General features: G+C 45.7%; 11 protein-coding genes and 1 tRNA gene. 11 read left to right on the top strand and 1 reads right to left on the bottom strand.

What is annotated here, in order from left to right:
* Positions 1-132 precede the first annotated feature (132 nt).
* The 4 genes from LI091_RS07210 to LI091_RS07195 all read left to right on the top strand — a co-directional run bounded on the left by LI091_RS07210 (position 133) and on the right by LI091_RS07195 (position 4,504).
* Positions 133-1,698 (top strand): S1C family serine protease, encoded by a 1,566-nt coding sequence (locus LI091_RS07210; RefSeq protein WP_092072534.1) that lies wholly within the window; start codon positions 133-135, stop codon positions 1,696-1,698.
* A gap of 136 nt (positions 1,699-1,834) precedes the next feature.
* Positions 1,835-3,220 carry an ATP-dependent Clp protease ATP-binding subunit ClpX gene (gene clpX / locus LI091_RS07205; protein WP_022426973.1) on the top strand — a complete coding sequence of 462 codons (1,386 nt, stop codon included), beginning with the start codon at positions 1,835-1,837 and terminating at the stop codon, positions 3,218-3,220.
* Between the two features lie 42 nt (positions 3,221-3,262).
* Positions 3,263-3,955: a zinc ribbon domain-containing protein gene (locus LI091_RS07200; protein ID WP_118368925.1), complete on the top strand. Its 693-nt coding sequence runs from the start codon at positions 3,263-3,265 to the stop codon at positions 3,953-3,955.
* Between the two features lie 81 nt (positions 3,956-4,036).
* Complete coding sequence (locus LI091_RS07195) at positions 4,037-4,504, top strand: signal peptidase II (RefSeq protein WP_022426975.1); 468 nt, start codon at positions 4,037-4,039, stop codon at positions 4,502-4,504.
* Positions 4,505-4,571: 67 nt separating this feature from the next.
* On the opposite strand, the gene LI091_RS07190 is transcribed toward LI091_RS07195, so the two are convergent.
* Positions 4,572-4,655: transfer RNA gene (locus tag LI091_RS07190), tRNA-Leu, on the bottom strand.
* A gap of 237 nt (positions 4,656-4,892) precedes the next feature.
* Here LI091_RS07190 and LI091_RS07185 point away from each other — a divergent pair.
* The 7 genes from LI091_RS07185 to LI091_RS07155 all read left to right on the top strand — a co-directional run bounded on the left by LI091_RS07185 (position 4,893) and on the right by LI091_RS07155 (position 16,836).
* Positions 4,893-5,969 (top strand): carbamoyl phosphate synthase small subunit, encoded by a 1,077-nt coding sequence (locus tag LI091_RS07185; RefSeq protein ID WP_015527400.1) that lies wholly within the window; start codon positions 4,893-4,895, stop codon positions 5,967-5,969.
* Positions 5,969-9,184, top strand: coding sequence for a carbamoyl-phosphate synthase large subunit (carB, locus tag LI091_RS07180; RefSeq protein ID WP_265190988.1), 3,216 nt, complete (start codon positions 5,969-5,971; stop codon positions 9,182-9,184). Before LI091_RS07185 ends, carB begins: the two co-directional genes overlap by 1 nt.
* A 130-nt stretch (positions 9,185-9,314) precedes the next feature.
* Positions 9,315-10,217 (top strand): undecaprenyl-diphosphate phosphatase, encoded by a 903-nt coding sequence (locus LI091_RS07175; RefSeq protein WP_265190987.1) that lies wholly within the window; start codon positions 9,315-9,317, stop codon positions 10,215-10,217.
* A 24-nt stretch (positions 10,218-10,241) separates the two neighbouring features.
* Positions 10,242-11,141, top strand: a complete 900-nt coding sequence (locus LI091_RS07170) for a hypothetical protein (protein WP_265190986.1) — start codon at positions 10,242-10,244, stop codon at positions 11,139-11,141.
* A 27-nt stretch (positions 11,142-11,168) separates the two neighbouring features.
* Positions 11,169-12,365: a CDP-glycerol glycerophosphotransferase family protein gene (locus tag LI091_RS07165; RefSeq protein WP_015527396.1), complete on the top strand. Its 1,197-nt coding sequence runs from the start codon at positions 11,169-11,171 to the stop codon at positions 12,363-12,365.
* A 14-nt stretch (positions 12,366-12,379) separates the two neighbouring features.
* The gene (locus tag LI091_RS07160) at positions 12,380-14,044 is read left to right on the top strand and encodes a CDP-glycerol glycerophosphotransferase family protein (protein WP_265190985.1); all 1,665 of its coding nucleotides are present in this window, start codon (positions 12,380-12,382) and stop codon (positions 14,042-14,044) included.
* Positions 14,045-14,067: 23 nt separating this feature from the next.
* On the top strand, positions 14,068-16,836 hold the full coding sequence (locus LI091_RS07155) for a CDP-glycerol glycerophosphotransferase family protein (protein ID WP_265190984.1): 2,769 nt from the start codon (positions 14,068-14,070) through the stop codon (positions 16,834-16,836).
* The last annotated feature ends 3 nt before the right edge of the window (positions 16,837-16,839 follow it).

The following is a 16,839-nucleotide window of genomic DNA, read 5'->3' as shown; positions in this document are numbered from 1 at the left end:
TAAAAGAGATATCACAGTTTAAACACAATTCCCTGTTAAACTGTCTTTTATAAGAGAAATAAATGTTACTGAGAACGGAGTGAGCAGTAACAGATACATGCATCAGATAACATAGAAGGGAGCACCAGAGGCATGAGTGAAGAGAATAAATGGGGGACAGACTTGCCGGATGAGGATAAGAATGCTTCGGCAGAACAGAAACCGCTGACGCATCCTTATTCTGAGGGACGCAGGATGCAGGAGAGCAGACAGGACAGCGATGCAGGTGCCGGACAGAGTGAAGGCACTTCGCAGGAGAAACCAAAATACGGACATTATGAGGTGCATCAGCCTCAGGCCGGTAATTATGCCGGTGGAAATATACCGCCCAAAAAGCCGCGGAAAAAGAGAGATTTTTCAGGCAACAACAGCTTTGGAAAGAAAGCAGCCACTGCGGTGGCACTGGCTGTGATCTTTGGGCTGGTAGCCGGAGTGGTTTTTCAGGGTGTGAATATTGCAGCAGATAAATACAGAGGAAATGACAGCAATACAACGATCGGAAAGACAGAAACAGTTACCGGAACAGAGGATAGTACTGACAGTAGCTCTGCGGATTCTACTGTGAAGGATATTGTGGCAGAGAGTGGTACAGTGGCCGGTGTAGCCCAGGCAACCATGTCTTCTATCGTTGCCATTACATCTGTCAGTGTGCAGGAGATCCCAAGCTTTTTCGGATATGGAACGAGGCAGTATCAGAGTGCAGGAAGTGGTTCCGGTATTATTGTAGGAGAAAATGACAGCGAGCTTCTCATTGCGACTAACAACCATGTGGTATCTGGAGCGACTACACTTACTGTGTGCTTTGCAGGCAGTGATGTGGTAGGAGCGGAAGAAGAAACCCAGGCTATGGCAAGCAGCTCCGATGGAGATGCGGATGTGGATAACGCAGTTTCTGCCAAGATCAAAGGCACCGATGAAGAGAATGATCTGGCAGTGGTGGCAGTGGAGAAATCCGATATTCCGGATGAGACCATGGATGAGATCAAGATCGCACAGATGGGAAGCTCGGACGATCTTGTAGTCGGTGAGCAGGTGGTTGCCATTGGCAATGCACTGGGCTATGGACAGTCAGTTACCTCCGGATGGATAAGTGCCCTTAACAGAAGCATCGGTACAGAGGACGGAGAAGCCAGCGGACTGATCCAGACTGATGCAGCGATCAATCCCGGAAACAGTGGCGGTGCACTTCTGAACATGAACGGTGAAGTGATCGGTATCAATGCGGCCAAGTATGCAGACAGTCAGGTGGAAGGCATGGGATATGCCATTCCGATCTCCAAGGCAGAGCCGATCCTGGAAGAACTGATGAACCGCGAAACCAGAGATAAGGTGGAAGATTCTTCCAAGGTAGGATATATGGGAGTCAAGGCTGCCGATCTTACAACAGAAGCCATCCAGATGTATAATATGCCGGCAGGTGCTTTTATTACTGAGGTAACGGAAGGCGGCGCAGCAGATAATGCAGGGATCAAAAAAGGCGATATCATTGTGAAGCTGGATGGACAGAAGGTAAGCGGCAAGGATGACCTTGTTGATAAGCTGCAGTATTATGAGGCAGGAGAAACCATCGAAGTGGTGATCTCCAGAGCGAACAGCGGAGAGTACAAGGAACAGACGGTTGAAGTGACCCTCGGAAGCAAACCCTCTTCTGACAAATAAAAGAAAATACAGGATAACCATTTATAAACCGGGGAGCTGCATAAGAACATGCAGCTCCCCGGTTTATAAAAACTTAATTTGATACAGCCGGATTATGTGCTATAATATGCATAATAAAAACCAGAAAGGAAATGTTATGGCAGATCAGTTTGATAATAATAAAGACAATGACCAGGAGCAGAAATACGAGAAATTCTGTTTTTTATGCCGCAGACCGGAGAGTCAGGCAGGGAAGATGATCGACCTTCCTAATCATATACATATCTGTGCGGATTGCATGCAGAAAAGCTTTGATACTATGAACACCCAGATGAACAATGGAAATTATTCCGATCTTTTTAACATGCCGAATGTGAGCATGATCGATCTCAGCAGTTTCCAGAATCCCGGAAACCAGGCGAAGAAGATCAAGAAAAAATCAGAGACTCCGAAGCCGGTGATCGATCTCAAAGATATTCCTGCACCACATAAGATCAAAGCAACTCTGGATGAATATGTGATCGGACAGGAATATGCCAAGAAGGTAATGTCTGTAGGTGTATACAACCATTATAAAAGAGTTGCCACAGATACCATGGATGATATTGAGATCGAGAAATCCAATATGCTGATGATCGGACCTACAGGCTGCGGTAAGACTTATCTGGTGAAGATGCTTGCCAGACTTCTTCAGGTACCGCTTGCCATTGCAGATGCCACATCTCTTACAGAGGCTGGTTATATCGGTGATGATATCGAGAGCGTAGTATCCAAGCTCCTTGCGGCTGCAGATAATGATGTGGAGAAGGCAGAGCACGGGATCATTTTCATCGATGAGATCGATAAGATCGCAAAGAAGAAGAATACCAACCAGAGAGATGTCAGCGGAGAGGCTGTCCAGCAGGGACTTCTGAAACTTCTGGAGGGAAGTGAAGTGGAAGTTCCGGTGGGTGCTACCAGCAAGAATGCCATGGTACCTATGGTGACTGTAAATACAAGGAACATTCTGTTTATCTGTGGCGGTGCGTTCCCGGATCTTGAGAATATCATCAAAGAAAGACTGAATAAACAGGCGTCTATCGGATTTTATGCAGATCTGAAGGACAAATATGATGATGATCCGCATGTGCTGGAGAAAGTAACGGTAGATGATCTCCGTGCATTTGGAATGATTCCGGAATTTATCGGTCGTCTTCCGATCATCTTTACCCTGAACGGGCTGACGGAAGATATGCTTGTGAAAATCCTCAAGGAGCCGAAGAACGCCATTCTGAAACAGTACAAGAAGCTTTTGGCACTGGATGAAGTAAAACTGGAGTTTGAGGACGGTGCCTTACATGCCATTGCCCGTAAGGCATTGGAACGCCATACAGGAGCCAGAGCTCTCCGGGCTATCCTGGAGGAATATATGCTGGATATCATGTATGAGATCCCGAAGGACGACAATATCGGTGAGGTCGTGATCACAGAGGGATACATTCAGGGCAACGGAGGTCCGAAGATCCTTATGCGTGGACAGGAGATCCCGGCACTGGAAGGATAAGAAACAAGAAGATTCTTTAATATATAAAGGAGCGTGACAGATATGGCAAAAAGCAGTTTTTGGGATGATCTGGGAAACACACTGACAAGAAAGGCAAAGGGCTTAAGTTCCAGAGCAGAGAATCTCTATGAGATCCAGAAGATCCGTAACAAGCTCTCTGCACAGGAGCGTATGACCGAAAAGCTGATGATGGATATCGGAAAGATGATCTATACACGTTATGAGCAGGGAGAAGCCGTTGACGGTGAGACGGGAGCTATCTGCGAGGAAATCAGCCAGCACATGCTGGAGGCGGATCACTACAGAGATGCGATCGCTGCCAGTAAAGGGGAGAAGTTCTGCCCGGCCTGCCATAAGGCGGTGATGCGGGAGGCCAGCTTCTGTCCGTATTGCGGAGCGGCGTGTCCTACAGCGGAGCTGGAAGAGAAAGCTGCCGATGTGATCGAGCAGGCAGATGAGGAGCTTGAAGAGGCTGCTGAGGCAGAGGTGACAGAAGTACCGGAGACAGAAGCGGAAGAAAACGCAGAAGCTACAGAAGTGGTAGCAGATCCGGAAGAGACAGTAGAAGCGTCAGAAGTAGTAGAAACAGCAGAAACCGCAGAAGCGTCAGAAACAGAAACATCAGGATCAGATCCGGAATTGGAAGAGGAAAGAACGGAAGTGGGATCTGCAGAAACAGAGGAGCCTGCGGCTGATCCGGAAAATACAGAAACAATAGAAGAAAAAACAGAATAACCATAAGCATATAAGGCAGGCTTTCCCCAGTGGGAGCCTGCCTGAATATTATGCAGACCACAGAAATAAGGAGGGGGAATAATGTTGTGGAATTTACTGACGGCGGGAATCTTTGGTACAGACTATTATATAAAGAAAAAAATCAACACATCGGAAAAGAAAGATCTGAAGGAAAAGTGCCTGGGAGGCAGACTGATCGTAAGAAATTGCCATAATCATGGGATGATGCTTGGAATATTAAAAAACAAAGATAAAGAATTCCTGAGAGATCTTGCATCTATGGTGCTGGGCGGTGCGATCTGGGAGTATATACGTACTTTCGGAGAAAAAGGCACACGCATATCCAAGCTTGGGCTTTCCATGATCCTGGGCGGCGGTCTGAATAATTATACGGAACGTCGCAGAAAGGGATACGTCACGGATTATGTGAGCCTGAATGTGGAAAATCCGAAGCTTAAGAAGGTCGTATTTAATATTTCGGATCTTTTCATATTTACAGGTGCGCTTCTCTGGGGCGGGAGCGAGATCTTTTCTGAAAAAGAAAAATAAATAAAAAAACAGAAGTGCCGGTGTTGGGCGCTTCTGTTTTTTTGATTTTGGATAAAATAAAAAAGAATGCAGGAAATGGGACTTGAACCCACACGATCTTGCGACCACAGGCACCTGAAGCCTGCGCGTCTGCCAATTCCGCCATTCCTGCATTTTTTCAACCGGCTTGCTTCGCTTTGTTTGCTCCGCTCGTCGACTGCTCACTTATAATAACTCAGGAATGGGATAATGTCAATAGAAAAATTCAAAAAAATTAAAAAAATTCAAAAAAAATATTTTAAGTTAGTTTTATACATTTTTTTTGCATATGGTGTTGAAAAATGACGATTCCTGTGATACAATCTTGAAGATTTAGGATAAAATAAGAGAACAAAGAAAGGGAGATTGTATGAAAGCATTTCTGATATTGGAAGATGGCCATGTATTTACAGGAACTAGCATTGGTTCTGCAAGGGAAGTCATCAGTGAAATTGTCTTTAACACTTCCATGACCGGTTATCTGGAAGTAATGACAGATCCTTCTTACGCAGGACAGGCGGTGTGTATGACATATCCGCTGATCGGAAACTACGGAATCTGTTATGATGACCAGGAATCAAGGAAGCCGTGGATTGACGGATTTATTGTACGCGAATTATCACGAGTTCCCAGCAACTTCAGAAGCGTAGACACCATTCAGCATTTTCTGAGCAAAAACGACATTCCGGGAATCGCAGGAATTGATACCAGAGCACTGACTAAGATCCTTCGTGAGAAGGGAACCATGAACGGAATGATCACAGTTGATGAGAACTATGACCTGGATACAATCATCCCCAGATTAAAAGCATATACAACAGGAAAAGTGGTAGAGAAGGTTTCCTGCCGCGAAAAGGAAGTGCTTAAGGGGAACGGACCGAAGGTTGCCCTTCTTGATCTGGGCGCCAAGAAAAACATTGCACGCTCACTGAATGAGAGAGGATGCCAGGTTACTATTTACCCGGCTCTGACATCTGCAGAAGAGATCCTTGGAGACAATCCGGACGGCATCATGCTCAGCAACGGACCTGGAGATCCGAAGGAATGTACTTCTATTATTAAAGAGATCAAAAAACTTTATGACTCTGATGTACCGATCTTTGCCATCTGTCTTGGACATCAGCTTATGGCTCTTGCAACAGGCGGAGACACCCATAAGATGAAATACGGTCACAGAGGCGGAAATCATCCGGTTAAAGACCTTGAGACAGGAAGAGTATATATTTCCTCCCAGAACCATGGCTACGTTGTAGATGCAGAGGGACTTGAGGAGAAAAATATCGCACATCCTGCATTTGTAAACGTCAACGACGGAACAAACGAGGGTATGGCATATAACGGAAAGAACATCTTTACTGTACAGTTCCATCCGGAAGCATGCCCTGGACCACAGGATTCCAGTTACCTTTTTGACAGATTCATGAAGATGATGGGAGGAGAGAAATAATGCCAAGGAATAAGGACATAAAAAAAGTACTTGTAATCGGCTCAGGCCCGATCATAATCGGCCAGGCAGCAGAGTTTGACTATGCAGGAACCCAGGCATGCCGCTCCCTGAAGGAAGAGGGCATGGAGGTTGTACTTTTAAACTCCAATCCTGCTACCATCATGACAGATAAAGACATCGCAGACAGAGTTTACATCGAGCCTCTGACTGTTGAAGTCGTAGAGCAGCTGATCCTCAAAGAGAAACCGGACAGTGTACTTCCTACACTGGGCGGACAGGCAGGTCTGAACCTTGCCATGGAGCTTGAGGAAAAGGGCTTCCTGAAAGAGCACAATGTACGTCTCATCGGTACCACAGCAGCAACGATCCGTAAAGCTGAGGACCGTCAGGAATTTAAGGATACAATGGAAAAGATCGGCGAGCCGGTTGCAGCATCCAAGGTCGTAACAACTGTAGAAGACGGTGTTGCGTTTACTCAGACTATCGGTTATCCGGTTGTTCTCCGTCCTGCATATACACTTGGCGGAAGCGGCGGTGGTATCGCGCATAATGAGCCGGAGCTTCGTGAAATCCTTGAGAATGGTCTCCGTCTTTCCCGTGTAGGCGAGGTTCTTGTAGAGAGATGTATCGCCGGATGGAAAGAAATCGAGTACGAGGTAATGCGAGACAGCGCAGGAAACTGCATCACAGTCTGCAACATGGAGAACATTGACCCGGTTGGTGTCCATACCGGTGACTCCATCGTAGTTGCTCCTTCCCAGACCTTAGGAGATAAAGAATACCAGATGCTCCGTACATCTGCTCTTAACATTATTACAGAGCTTGGCATCACAGGTGGATGTAACGTACAGTACGCTCTTCATCCGGAGAGCTTTGAGTACTGCGTTATCGAGGTTAACCCTCGTGTAAGCCGTTCTTCCGCACTTGCAAGTAAGGCTACCGGTTATCCGATCGCCAAGGTTGCAGCCAAGATCGCACTGGGTTACACACTGGATGAGATCCCGAACGCCATCACAGGCAAAACATATGCAAGCTTCGAGCCGATGCTGGATTACTGTGTTGTTAAGATCCCGCGTCTGCCATTTGATAAATTTATCACAGCAAAACGTACACTGACTACACAGATGAAGGCTACCGGTGAGGTTATGAGTATCTGCCATAACTTTGAGGGTGCTTTAATGAAGGCTATCCGTTCCCTGGAGCAGCATGTAGACAGTCTGATGTCCTATGATTTCTCACATCTTTCTGATGAAGAACTGATGGACGAGCTGAACATTGTGGATGACCGCCGTATCTGGAAGATCGCAGAAGCCCTGAGACGAGATGTTTCCCAGGAGAAGCTTCATGATATCACAAAGATCGACATCTGGTTCATCGATAAGCTGGCTATCCTTGTTGAGATGGAGCAGGCTCTGAAAACTCAGAAGCTGGACAAAGACCTTCTTCTGGAAGCAAAACGTCTGGAGTTCCCGGACTACATCATCGCAGACCTGACAGGAAAGACAGAAGCTGAGATCAAAGACCTGCGTAAAGAGTACGGCATCCGTGCAGCATACAAGATGGTTGATACCTGTGCAGCAGAGTTTGCGGCAGCGACACCATATTACTATTCTGTATACGGCGATGAGCAGACAGAGAATGAAGCTGTAGAAACAAAAGATAAGAAAAAGATCCTGGTACTTGGTTCCGGCCCGATCCGTATCGGTCAGGGTATCGAGTTCGACTTCTGCTCTGTACACTGTACATGGGCATTTGCGAAAGAAGGATATGAGACGATCATCATCAACAATAACCCGGAGACAGTAAGTACAGACTTCGATATTGCAGATAAGCTGTATTTTGAGCCGCTGACACCGGAAGATGTTGAGAATGTTGTAAATATCGAGAAACCGGACGGAGCTGTTGTTCAGTTCGGTGGACAGACAGCCATCAAGCTTACAGAGGCACTGATCAAGATGGGCGTTAAGATCCTCGGAACATCTGCTGAGAACGTAGATGCTGCAGAGGATAGAGAGCTCTTTGATGCCATCCTTGAGAAATGTGAGATCCCGAGACCGAAGGGACATACCGTATTCACAGCAGAAGAGGCGAAAAAAGCAGCCAATGAGCTGGGTTATCCGGTACTTGTCCGCCCGTCCTATGTACTTGGAGGACAGGGAATGCGTATCGCTGTCAGCGATGAGGACGTGGAAGAGTACATCGGAATCATCAACCAGATCGCACAGGAGCATCCGATCCTTGTTGATAAGTACCTGATGGGTAAAGAGATCGAGGTCGATGCAGTATGCGACGGTGAGGACATCCTGATCCCTGGAATCATGGAGCACATCGAGCGTGCAGGTATCCACTCCGGAGACAGTATTTCCGTATATCCGGCACAGACCATCAGCCAGAAAGCAAAAGATACCATCGCCGAATACACACGTCGTCTTGCACAGGCACTTCATGTTATCGGTATGATCAATATTCAGTTCATCGTTGTAGGCGAGGATGTATATGTGATCGAGGTTAACCCGCGTTCCAGCCGTACAGTACCGTACATCAGCAAGGTAACAGGAATCCCGATCGTTCCGCTTGCAACAAGAGTTATCCTTGGACATAAGATCAAAGAGCTTGGTTACACACCGGGACTTCAGAAAGAAGCAGAGTACTTTGCAATCAAGATGCCGGTATTCTCCTTTGAGAAGATCAGGGGCGCAGATATCAGCCTTGGACCTGAGATGAAATCCACAGGTGAGTGCCTTGGTATTGCTAAGACCTTCAACGAGGCTCTTTACAAAGCCTTCATCGGAGCCGGAATTCGTCTTCCGAAGCACAAACAGATGATCATCACTGTAAAAGATGAGGATAAGAAGGACATCATTCCGATCGCAAAACGTTTCGAAGCTCAGGGATACCGTATCTTTGCAACAAGAGGTACTGCAAGCGTACTGACTGAAAACGGAATCAAGGTAACACGTACCAACAAGCTGGAGCAGCCGTCTCCGAACCTGATGGACCTGATCCTTGGCCACAAGATCGATGTTGTTATCGACACACCGCCACAGGGTGTTGAGCACCAGAAGGATGGTTTCGTGATCCGTCGTAATGCTATCGAGACAGGTGTCAATGTGCTTACAAGTCTTGATACTGCAGAGGCTCTGGTCACAAGTCTTGAGAATACAGACCTGAACCACCTGACTCTGGTAGATATCGCCACCATCGACAATCGATAAAAAATTGTAAATTTTGTGAAATAAAAAATTAAAAGTTTACGAATTGTCAAATATGTAATATACTGATAAGGACGGGGCCGTCGTTCACATACCGGCCCTGTCCTTATCTTGCTTTTAGAAAGGAGTTAACATGATTTTTATAGAATTACTGAAGGTTATCCTTCTCGGTATTGTGGAGGGAATCACCGAGTGGCTTCCGATCAGCAGTACCGGACATATGATCCTTGTGGATGAGTTCATCAAGCTGAATGTATCCGAGGCATTTATGGAATTTTTCCTGGTGGTGATCCAGCTTGGCGCGATCCTGGCAGTTGTTGTACTGTACTGGAACAAGCTGTGGCCTTTTTACATAAGAAAAATCCCGAAGAAAACACAGATGGCACTGCGTAAACAGCCGGCAGTACCCAGAATTGTCCTTACTTTTGTAGAAAAATACTGTGATAGGGATAAGTGGATCCTCTGGTTTAAGATCCTGGTAGCATGTCTGCCGACGATCATCATCGCTCTTCCTTTTAATGACATTATTGAAAAGAAATTTTACAACTATGTGGTCGTTGCCATCATGCTGATCGTTTATGGTGTGCTTTTTATCGTTATCGAGAACTACAACAAACGCCGCAGACCAACCTGCACCAGACTGGATGAGCTTTCCTTTAAGACAGCGCTGATCATCGGCTGCTTCCAGGTGCTTTCCGTGATTCCGGGAACATCCCGTTCCGGATCTACCATTATCGGAGGAATCCTTGCAGGAACATCCCGTACAGTTGCAGCAGAATTTACCTTTTTCCTGGCAATTCCGGTTATGTTCGGAGCAAGTCTTCTGAAACTGGTCAAATTCGGTTTTGCCTTCAGCTCCACAGAGCTGATCATCCTGATCGTAGGTGTTGTGGTATCCTTTGTGGTATCTATTCTTGCCATCAAATTCCTGATGGGATATATCAAGAAACACGATTTTAAAGTATTCGGCTGGTACAGGATCATCCTTGGTATCCTGGTGCTCGGATACTTCGTTGGAAAAACATTTTTAGCATAAAACTGCAATCTGGAGGTAATCATTATGAAATATAAGAAGCTTTTGATCGTACTGACAGCAGTGACGGCGCTTGGTATTGCCGGCTGTGGAAAATCATCAAAGGAAACAGCAGAGGTGACACCAACACCGGTTCCTACAGCCGCACCTACGGCTGCACCGGCTACATCCACACCGCTTCCCACATCTACACCTGCACCGAAGCTGATCGGTGTAAAGACCAGTACTGCAAAATTTGTTTATCTTACCAACAGCACGAAGGGAGAGATCCGTGAGATCTATCTCCGCGCGGCAGGAGGGGAAGAATGGGGCAAAAGTCTTGTTCCTGCAGAAGCTACCATCAAAGATGCGGAGCAGGTGCAGATGTATTACACCCCGGATTCTGCAAGAGATGCCATCTATGATATGAAGATCGTAGACGGAGACGGAAATGCCTATGAGATCTACAGTGTACAGCTGAGCGATATGGAAAAGGCAAAACTGATGATCGATAACGGAGAAGCATACCTGACCTATACAAGCCTCAGTGACAAGAGTGAGAAGAGCACTATTGGCAATGTGGAAACGGATAACAGTGAGGCGGACAGCAGTGATTCCGCAGACAGCACAGATGCTTCAGATCTGACAGACAGTTCTTCCGGTATCACGGATACTTCTTCCGACAACAGCGATGGAAGCTATGACAACAGTGATGATGGAAGCTATGATAACAGTGATGACGGAAGCTACGACGGCAGCGATGACGGAAGCTACGACAACAGCAGTGATGATGGAAACTATGACAGCAGTGATGATAGCGGCGACTATGTAGATGACAGCAGCAACAGCGGAAGCGGTGACGATTCTCTTGACAACAGTACAGATACAGATGACAGCGGAGACGGAGAGATTGTCTGGGATGATAACGGAGACTGGTCAGAGGAATAAACCGGGATCCTGTAAACAGAGGGAAACATGGAACAGACATTTCTTGAAAAACTGAAACGAGTAAAACCTGGGGATCTGCTTCACATCATCAAGTTTATCCTGGCATTTCCCATTGCGATGGTCTACAGACTTTTTCGCAGGGATCTCTGGCTTCTCTGTGATACAGAGAATGAATGCCGGGATAACGGATTCTGGCTGTACAAATATCTGAGAGAAAATACCAGTGAGGATGCAGTGTACGCCATCAATAGAAAATCTCCGGATTATGCCCGGGTAAAAGATCTGGGACCTGTGATCCAGTATGGAAGCTTCCGCCACTGGATCTACTATCTGGCTGCATCAAAAAATATCAGCTCCCAGAAAATGGGAAAACCAAACGCAGCCATCTGCTATGTGCTGGAGGTTTACGGAATCCTACGGAACAAGCGGGCGTTCCTGCAGCATGGGATCATTACGGCAGATCTTAGTTTTCTGTATTATCCCCATACAAAAATGAGCCTTTTTGTTACCAGTACCTATGATGAGTGGAAATATGTCAATGACCGGTACGGATATCCGGAAGGCTATGTGCAGGAGCTGGGACTGTGTCGTTTTGACCAGCTTCATGATATGAAGGTAAAAAAGAACCAGATCCTGATCATGCCGACCTGGCGTATGTATATCCGCAATGAGATCTCAGCCTCTGATCACGAGCTGGAAGCACAGAAATTCATGGAAACCGATTATTACCGGTACTGGGATGCACTTCTCAAGGATGAGAGACTGATCCGCTATATTGAGGAGAACGATCTTCAGATCATCTTTTATCCGCACAGGGAAATGCATCGGTTCCTGAAATATTTTCATGTGGATCATCCGAAGATCACAGTGGCGTCCTGGCCTGAGTACGATGTGCAGACACTCCTTAAAGAGTCCGCAGTGCTGGTGACTGATTTTTCCAGTGTGGCCATGGACTTTGCCTACATGAAAAAGCCACTGGTCTACTACCAGTTTGACAATGAAAAATTCCGGCAAAGTCATCATCAGATCGGGTATTTTGATTTCCGGAAAGATGGCTTCGGTCCGGTATGTGTAACGGAACAGGAAGTAACGGACTGGCTGATCCGCCTGCATAAGCAGGGATTTGCCAATGAAGAGATCTATCTGGAAAGACACGGAAAATATTTTGATCTGTGGGATACAAAGAACTGTGAAAGAAATTACAAAGCGATCAAAGAAATGTAACAGGTGGTGAAAAATTGCAGCAGTTAATGGAAGCTCCGGCGGAGATCAAGGTAAAAACCAGGAAATTTTCGCTGACAAAAGGAACCATAAAGATCAGTTTTGAGCTGGAAGGATCCAGAGGAAGAATCCGTTCCCTGAAGCTGAAACAGCGAAATGCAGTGCTGGATACAAGTTTTCCTTTTGAAATGCAGACAGCAAAAAAAGGAAATACGATCGTGTATCATGCACAGATCAATGTAGATCAGTATCCGATGGAAACCGCATTCTGGGATGTGGTGGCATCTGTGGATAAAGAAGGAAAAGGAAATTATGAGGATGCGATCCTGGGAGGCTTAAGTTCAAAACTTAAACTTAAGCTGATCCTTTTTCCAAGATGGACCAGAACCGGGGATGGGCATATGGTTTATCCCTTTGTCAACGGAGCAAGGCAGTTTACCATTCAATACCGGAAATATGATCCGAAATATGACAGCTATGCATTTATAGCAAAAGAATTTCTTGCATTATTCTGCTATTTTATCCTGAAACCTTACTGGGATCATAAGAAATTATGGCTGATCTGCGAGAAATACTGTACAATGGCACAGGACAACGGCCTCTATTTTTTCCGGTACTGTATGGAGCATGCACCGGAGAAGGACAGAAGTCGGATTTTTTATGTAATAGATAAAAAATGTCCGGATTATCAGGCTGTAAAAGAGTATGATGCCAATGTGATCCAGTTCATGTCATTTAAGTACATGATCTATCTCAGCGCTGCACGGTATCTGATATCTACCGATGCGATCCGGCATTTTTATATCTGGGATTCGCCCAACAGCATCTACAAGGTTCTGTATCAGGCACGGAAGAACATTGTATTTCTCCAGCATGGAGTGATGGGCTTCAAGCAATGCCACAGGACCTTTCATAAAGGCGGAGGCAATCAGATGGCACTGTTTGTGGTGTCTTCGGGTTATGAACAGAAGATCATCCATGATTATTTCGGATACGATAATGAAGAGATCATTATCACCGGACTGGCCAGATGGGATGTGCTGGAGGACAAGTCGGATCCGGCTCATAAAGAGATCCTGCTGATGCCTACATGGAGAAGCTGGCTGGAGGATATCAGCGAGGATCAGTTCAAAAAAAGTGAATACTATCAGCGTTATAAAGCATTTCTGCAGGATGAGAGGCTTAAGACTCTTCTGGAAAAGGAAAATATCACGCTGAATTTTTATATCCATCCGAAATTCAGGGAACATATCCGGAGCTTTCAGGTGGAAGACAGGCATATCCGGCTGATCCCATTTGGGACCATGCCGCTGAATCAGCTTCTGATGAGCTGCCATATGCTGATCACCGATTATTCTTCTGTTTCCTGGGATGTCTACTATCAGGAAAAACCGGTGATATTTTATCCCTTTGATCTGGAAACCTATGAGAAAGTCCAGGGAAGCTATATGGACTACAAAAAAGATGTTTTCGGAGATCTGGCATGGGATCAGAACCAGCTGGTAGACCTTATCGAAGAATATGCGAGGAACGGATTCCGTGAAAAACCGGAATTTTCAGGAAGAAGAGATGAGCTTCTTCCCTACAGGGACAATGACAACAGCAAACGAATCTATGAATATATAGCCAATGCTCAAATACCGGACAAACTGAAAAGAAGGCTGAAAGAGAAAAAATTTTAATGTAAGGATACAAAAGGAGCAATATGAACAGGGAGTATGAATTTTCAGTAGTTGTTTTTGCAAAAGATACCGCAAAGCTTTACAGAACCTTTAAAAATGTACGTGAGGTCACACCGGAAGGAACGGTACAGATCCTTGCAGTATGCATTGCAGGAGATATGGATATTCCTGATGAACGGGACATGCGGGAGCTGGAGGAAGCCGGAGAAAAGGAGAAAGAGCTCAAGGACGAAGAGCTGGATAAGATCTACGGAGAGTTCAATCCGGATGATCCTCGTTTCCGGGAGATGCTGGATGACCGGGATCTTTTATATATTGACGGACTGGAATGTGGGGATCTTGTGGCGGAGCTGAAGGATAAGATAGCCGGAAGCTATGTTGTTTTTGCAAAAGCCGGAATCCGTTTTTCCCCAAAATCCAGTGCAGAGATCAGACGCTGCTTTGAGGAAGAAAACAGAGATGTTGTCCTAACAAAGATCCGTGGAAAAGGAAATATCTATGTGCGGGAGCATAATAATTACTGTGACCGTTTCACCGAAAAAACAACGCTGGATAACAATGTATATCTTCTGCATCAGCTGTATACCGCTTACACATTTGCCGCAGATCAGGTGAAATGGGTATCCGAGATCCGTCCGGAGATCTGGTATCTGGATGTGATGACCATGGTATATCAGTCCGTTGTAAGCTGCCGGAGTCTGGGAGTGGCTTTAGGGGAAGATATCTATGTGCAGATCCTTGCGGACCATCTCATGGTGGAGGACTGGAAGAATATGCTGCAGGATCCGGACCAGCTGGAGGTATTTTATCAGGAATTTTTCCGAAAGATCGCAGACTGCAGAATAAAAGAAAATCCTGTTCATGAAAAAAATGCAGATTATGTGCTGCTGTATTACAGCGCAAAAATAGCTGATATCATATTTGATAACGAGAAGCTTGATGAAGAGAAAAAGTGCAGATATGAGGAAGGTATCGAAAGCTTCCTGAAGCAGATGGAGTTTCCGGAGATCGTGATGTCCAATCAGCATATCAGCAGGGCAAACAAAGTATATCTTCTCCGAAAATATTATCCGGATATATGCAAAAAATTTCCGGATCAGGCAGACACGATCCTGAATCCCATATATGACAATCTCCGTGTCAAGATATTCCAGCCGGAAAAAGACCAGCTGCACTGTGAATTTTCCATTGTGGAGCCTGTGAGCAGGACAAACCGTGCATATATGATGACTGGTGGCAACACCTATGAAGCCAGATGGAAATATACACTGGAAAGAACCGGCTGGTGCAGAGAAGAAAGTGCCGTTGAGAAGCTGTATATCGTGGACATTCCGCTTTCCGAGATCCGGGAGTTTATCAGCTGGGGCACAGGCACAGATGGACATATAAATAAAATGTACAATATTTCCTACGGAAAATATGTGCCATTTACAAAGAAGCTGCCGCTTTTCCTGCATATAGAGGATAAGCTTCTGTATCTTAACGAAAAAGTCCGGATGATCCGTGGAGAGGATCAGGAAGATGCAAAGGTTCTGGGCCATCAGTATGAAGTAACGGTAGAGCCATACAGTCAGAGTAGGGAGAAACAGCTGAAGAAAAAACGCACCAAAGCAATATTTTCTCAGGGAAAGGCCGGAAAAAAGGCAGTTCTCGTACGTAAGCTCTACGAGATGCAGAAGGCAAAGCAGAAAAAGCAGATCTGGCTGATCTCCGATCGTACAACACGCGGAGATGACAACGGCGAAGTGATGTTCCGCTATCTCTGCGCCAATCCGGACCCTACGGTGGAGCCGTACTTTGTAGTCAACAAGGATACACAGGATTATGTGGAAATGAAGAAGCTTGGAAAGGTTGTGGAGCCTTTCTCCTGGAAGCATAAGCTTCTGTTCCTGCTGAATGAATTTTCACTGTCCTCCCAGGCTAACAAACCGGTGATCAATCCTTTTGGAAAGCTGGAGTATCTGTACCGCGATATCATCTATGATAAAAAGCTGGTATTTTTACAGCATGGTGTGACCAAAGACAACCAGTCCAAGTGGCTGAACAAATACAACCGTAATCTTTTCGGATTTATCGTCAGCACAAAGCCGGAATATGATTCTGCCTTTACCTATGACTATTTTTATCCGGAAAAAAATATCTGGCTTACGGGAATGCCGCGTTATGACCGTCTGGTCCATGATGAGCGTAAGTATGTGACGGTGATGCCTACCTGGCGCAAAAGCCTTTCCTCAGGAACCGATGCCAGAGGGGTATGGCAGCTTGGAAAAGAATTTCAGGAAAGCGAATATTTCCATTTTTATGATGATCTTCTCAACAACGAAAGACTTCTGGGAGCGGCAGAGAAGTACGGATATACCATCTGCTTCATGCCTCACCCAAATACCATTGACGGTCTGCATATGTTCCGTCATGATCCACGGGTAAAATTTATGGATTCGTCTTATTCCTACAAGGACATTTTTGCCCAGACAGATCTGATGATCACGGACTATTCTTCGGTTGCCTTTGATTTTGCATATTTGAGAAAACCCATCGTATACTCCCAGTTTGACAGAGACAGCTTTTTCAGTGGCGCGCATTCCTACACAGAGGGATACTTTGACTATGAGAGAGATGGCTTCGGAGAGGTGGAGCATACACTGGACGGAACTGTGGACCGGATCATCGAATATATGGCAGACGGCTGTCAGATGAAAGAGGAATATCGGAAACGAATGGATGAGACCTTTGCATTTAATGACCGTAACTGTTCCAAACGAGTTTATGAGAGGATCATCGAGAATCGGTAATAT

This window comes from Blautia sp. MSK20_18, from assembly GCF_020553125.1.
In the GTDB taxonomy this organism is placed as follows: Bacteria; Bacillota; Clostridia; order Lachnospirales; family Lachnospiraceae; genus Blautia_A; species Blautia_A fusiformis.
The sequence above is the reverse complement of the archived record's forward strand: the minus strand, read 5'-3'. Positions and strand labels throughout refer to the sequence as shown.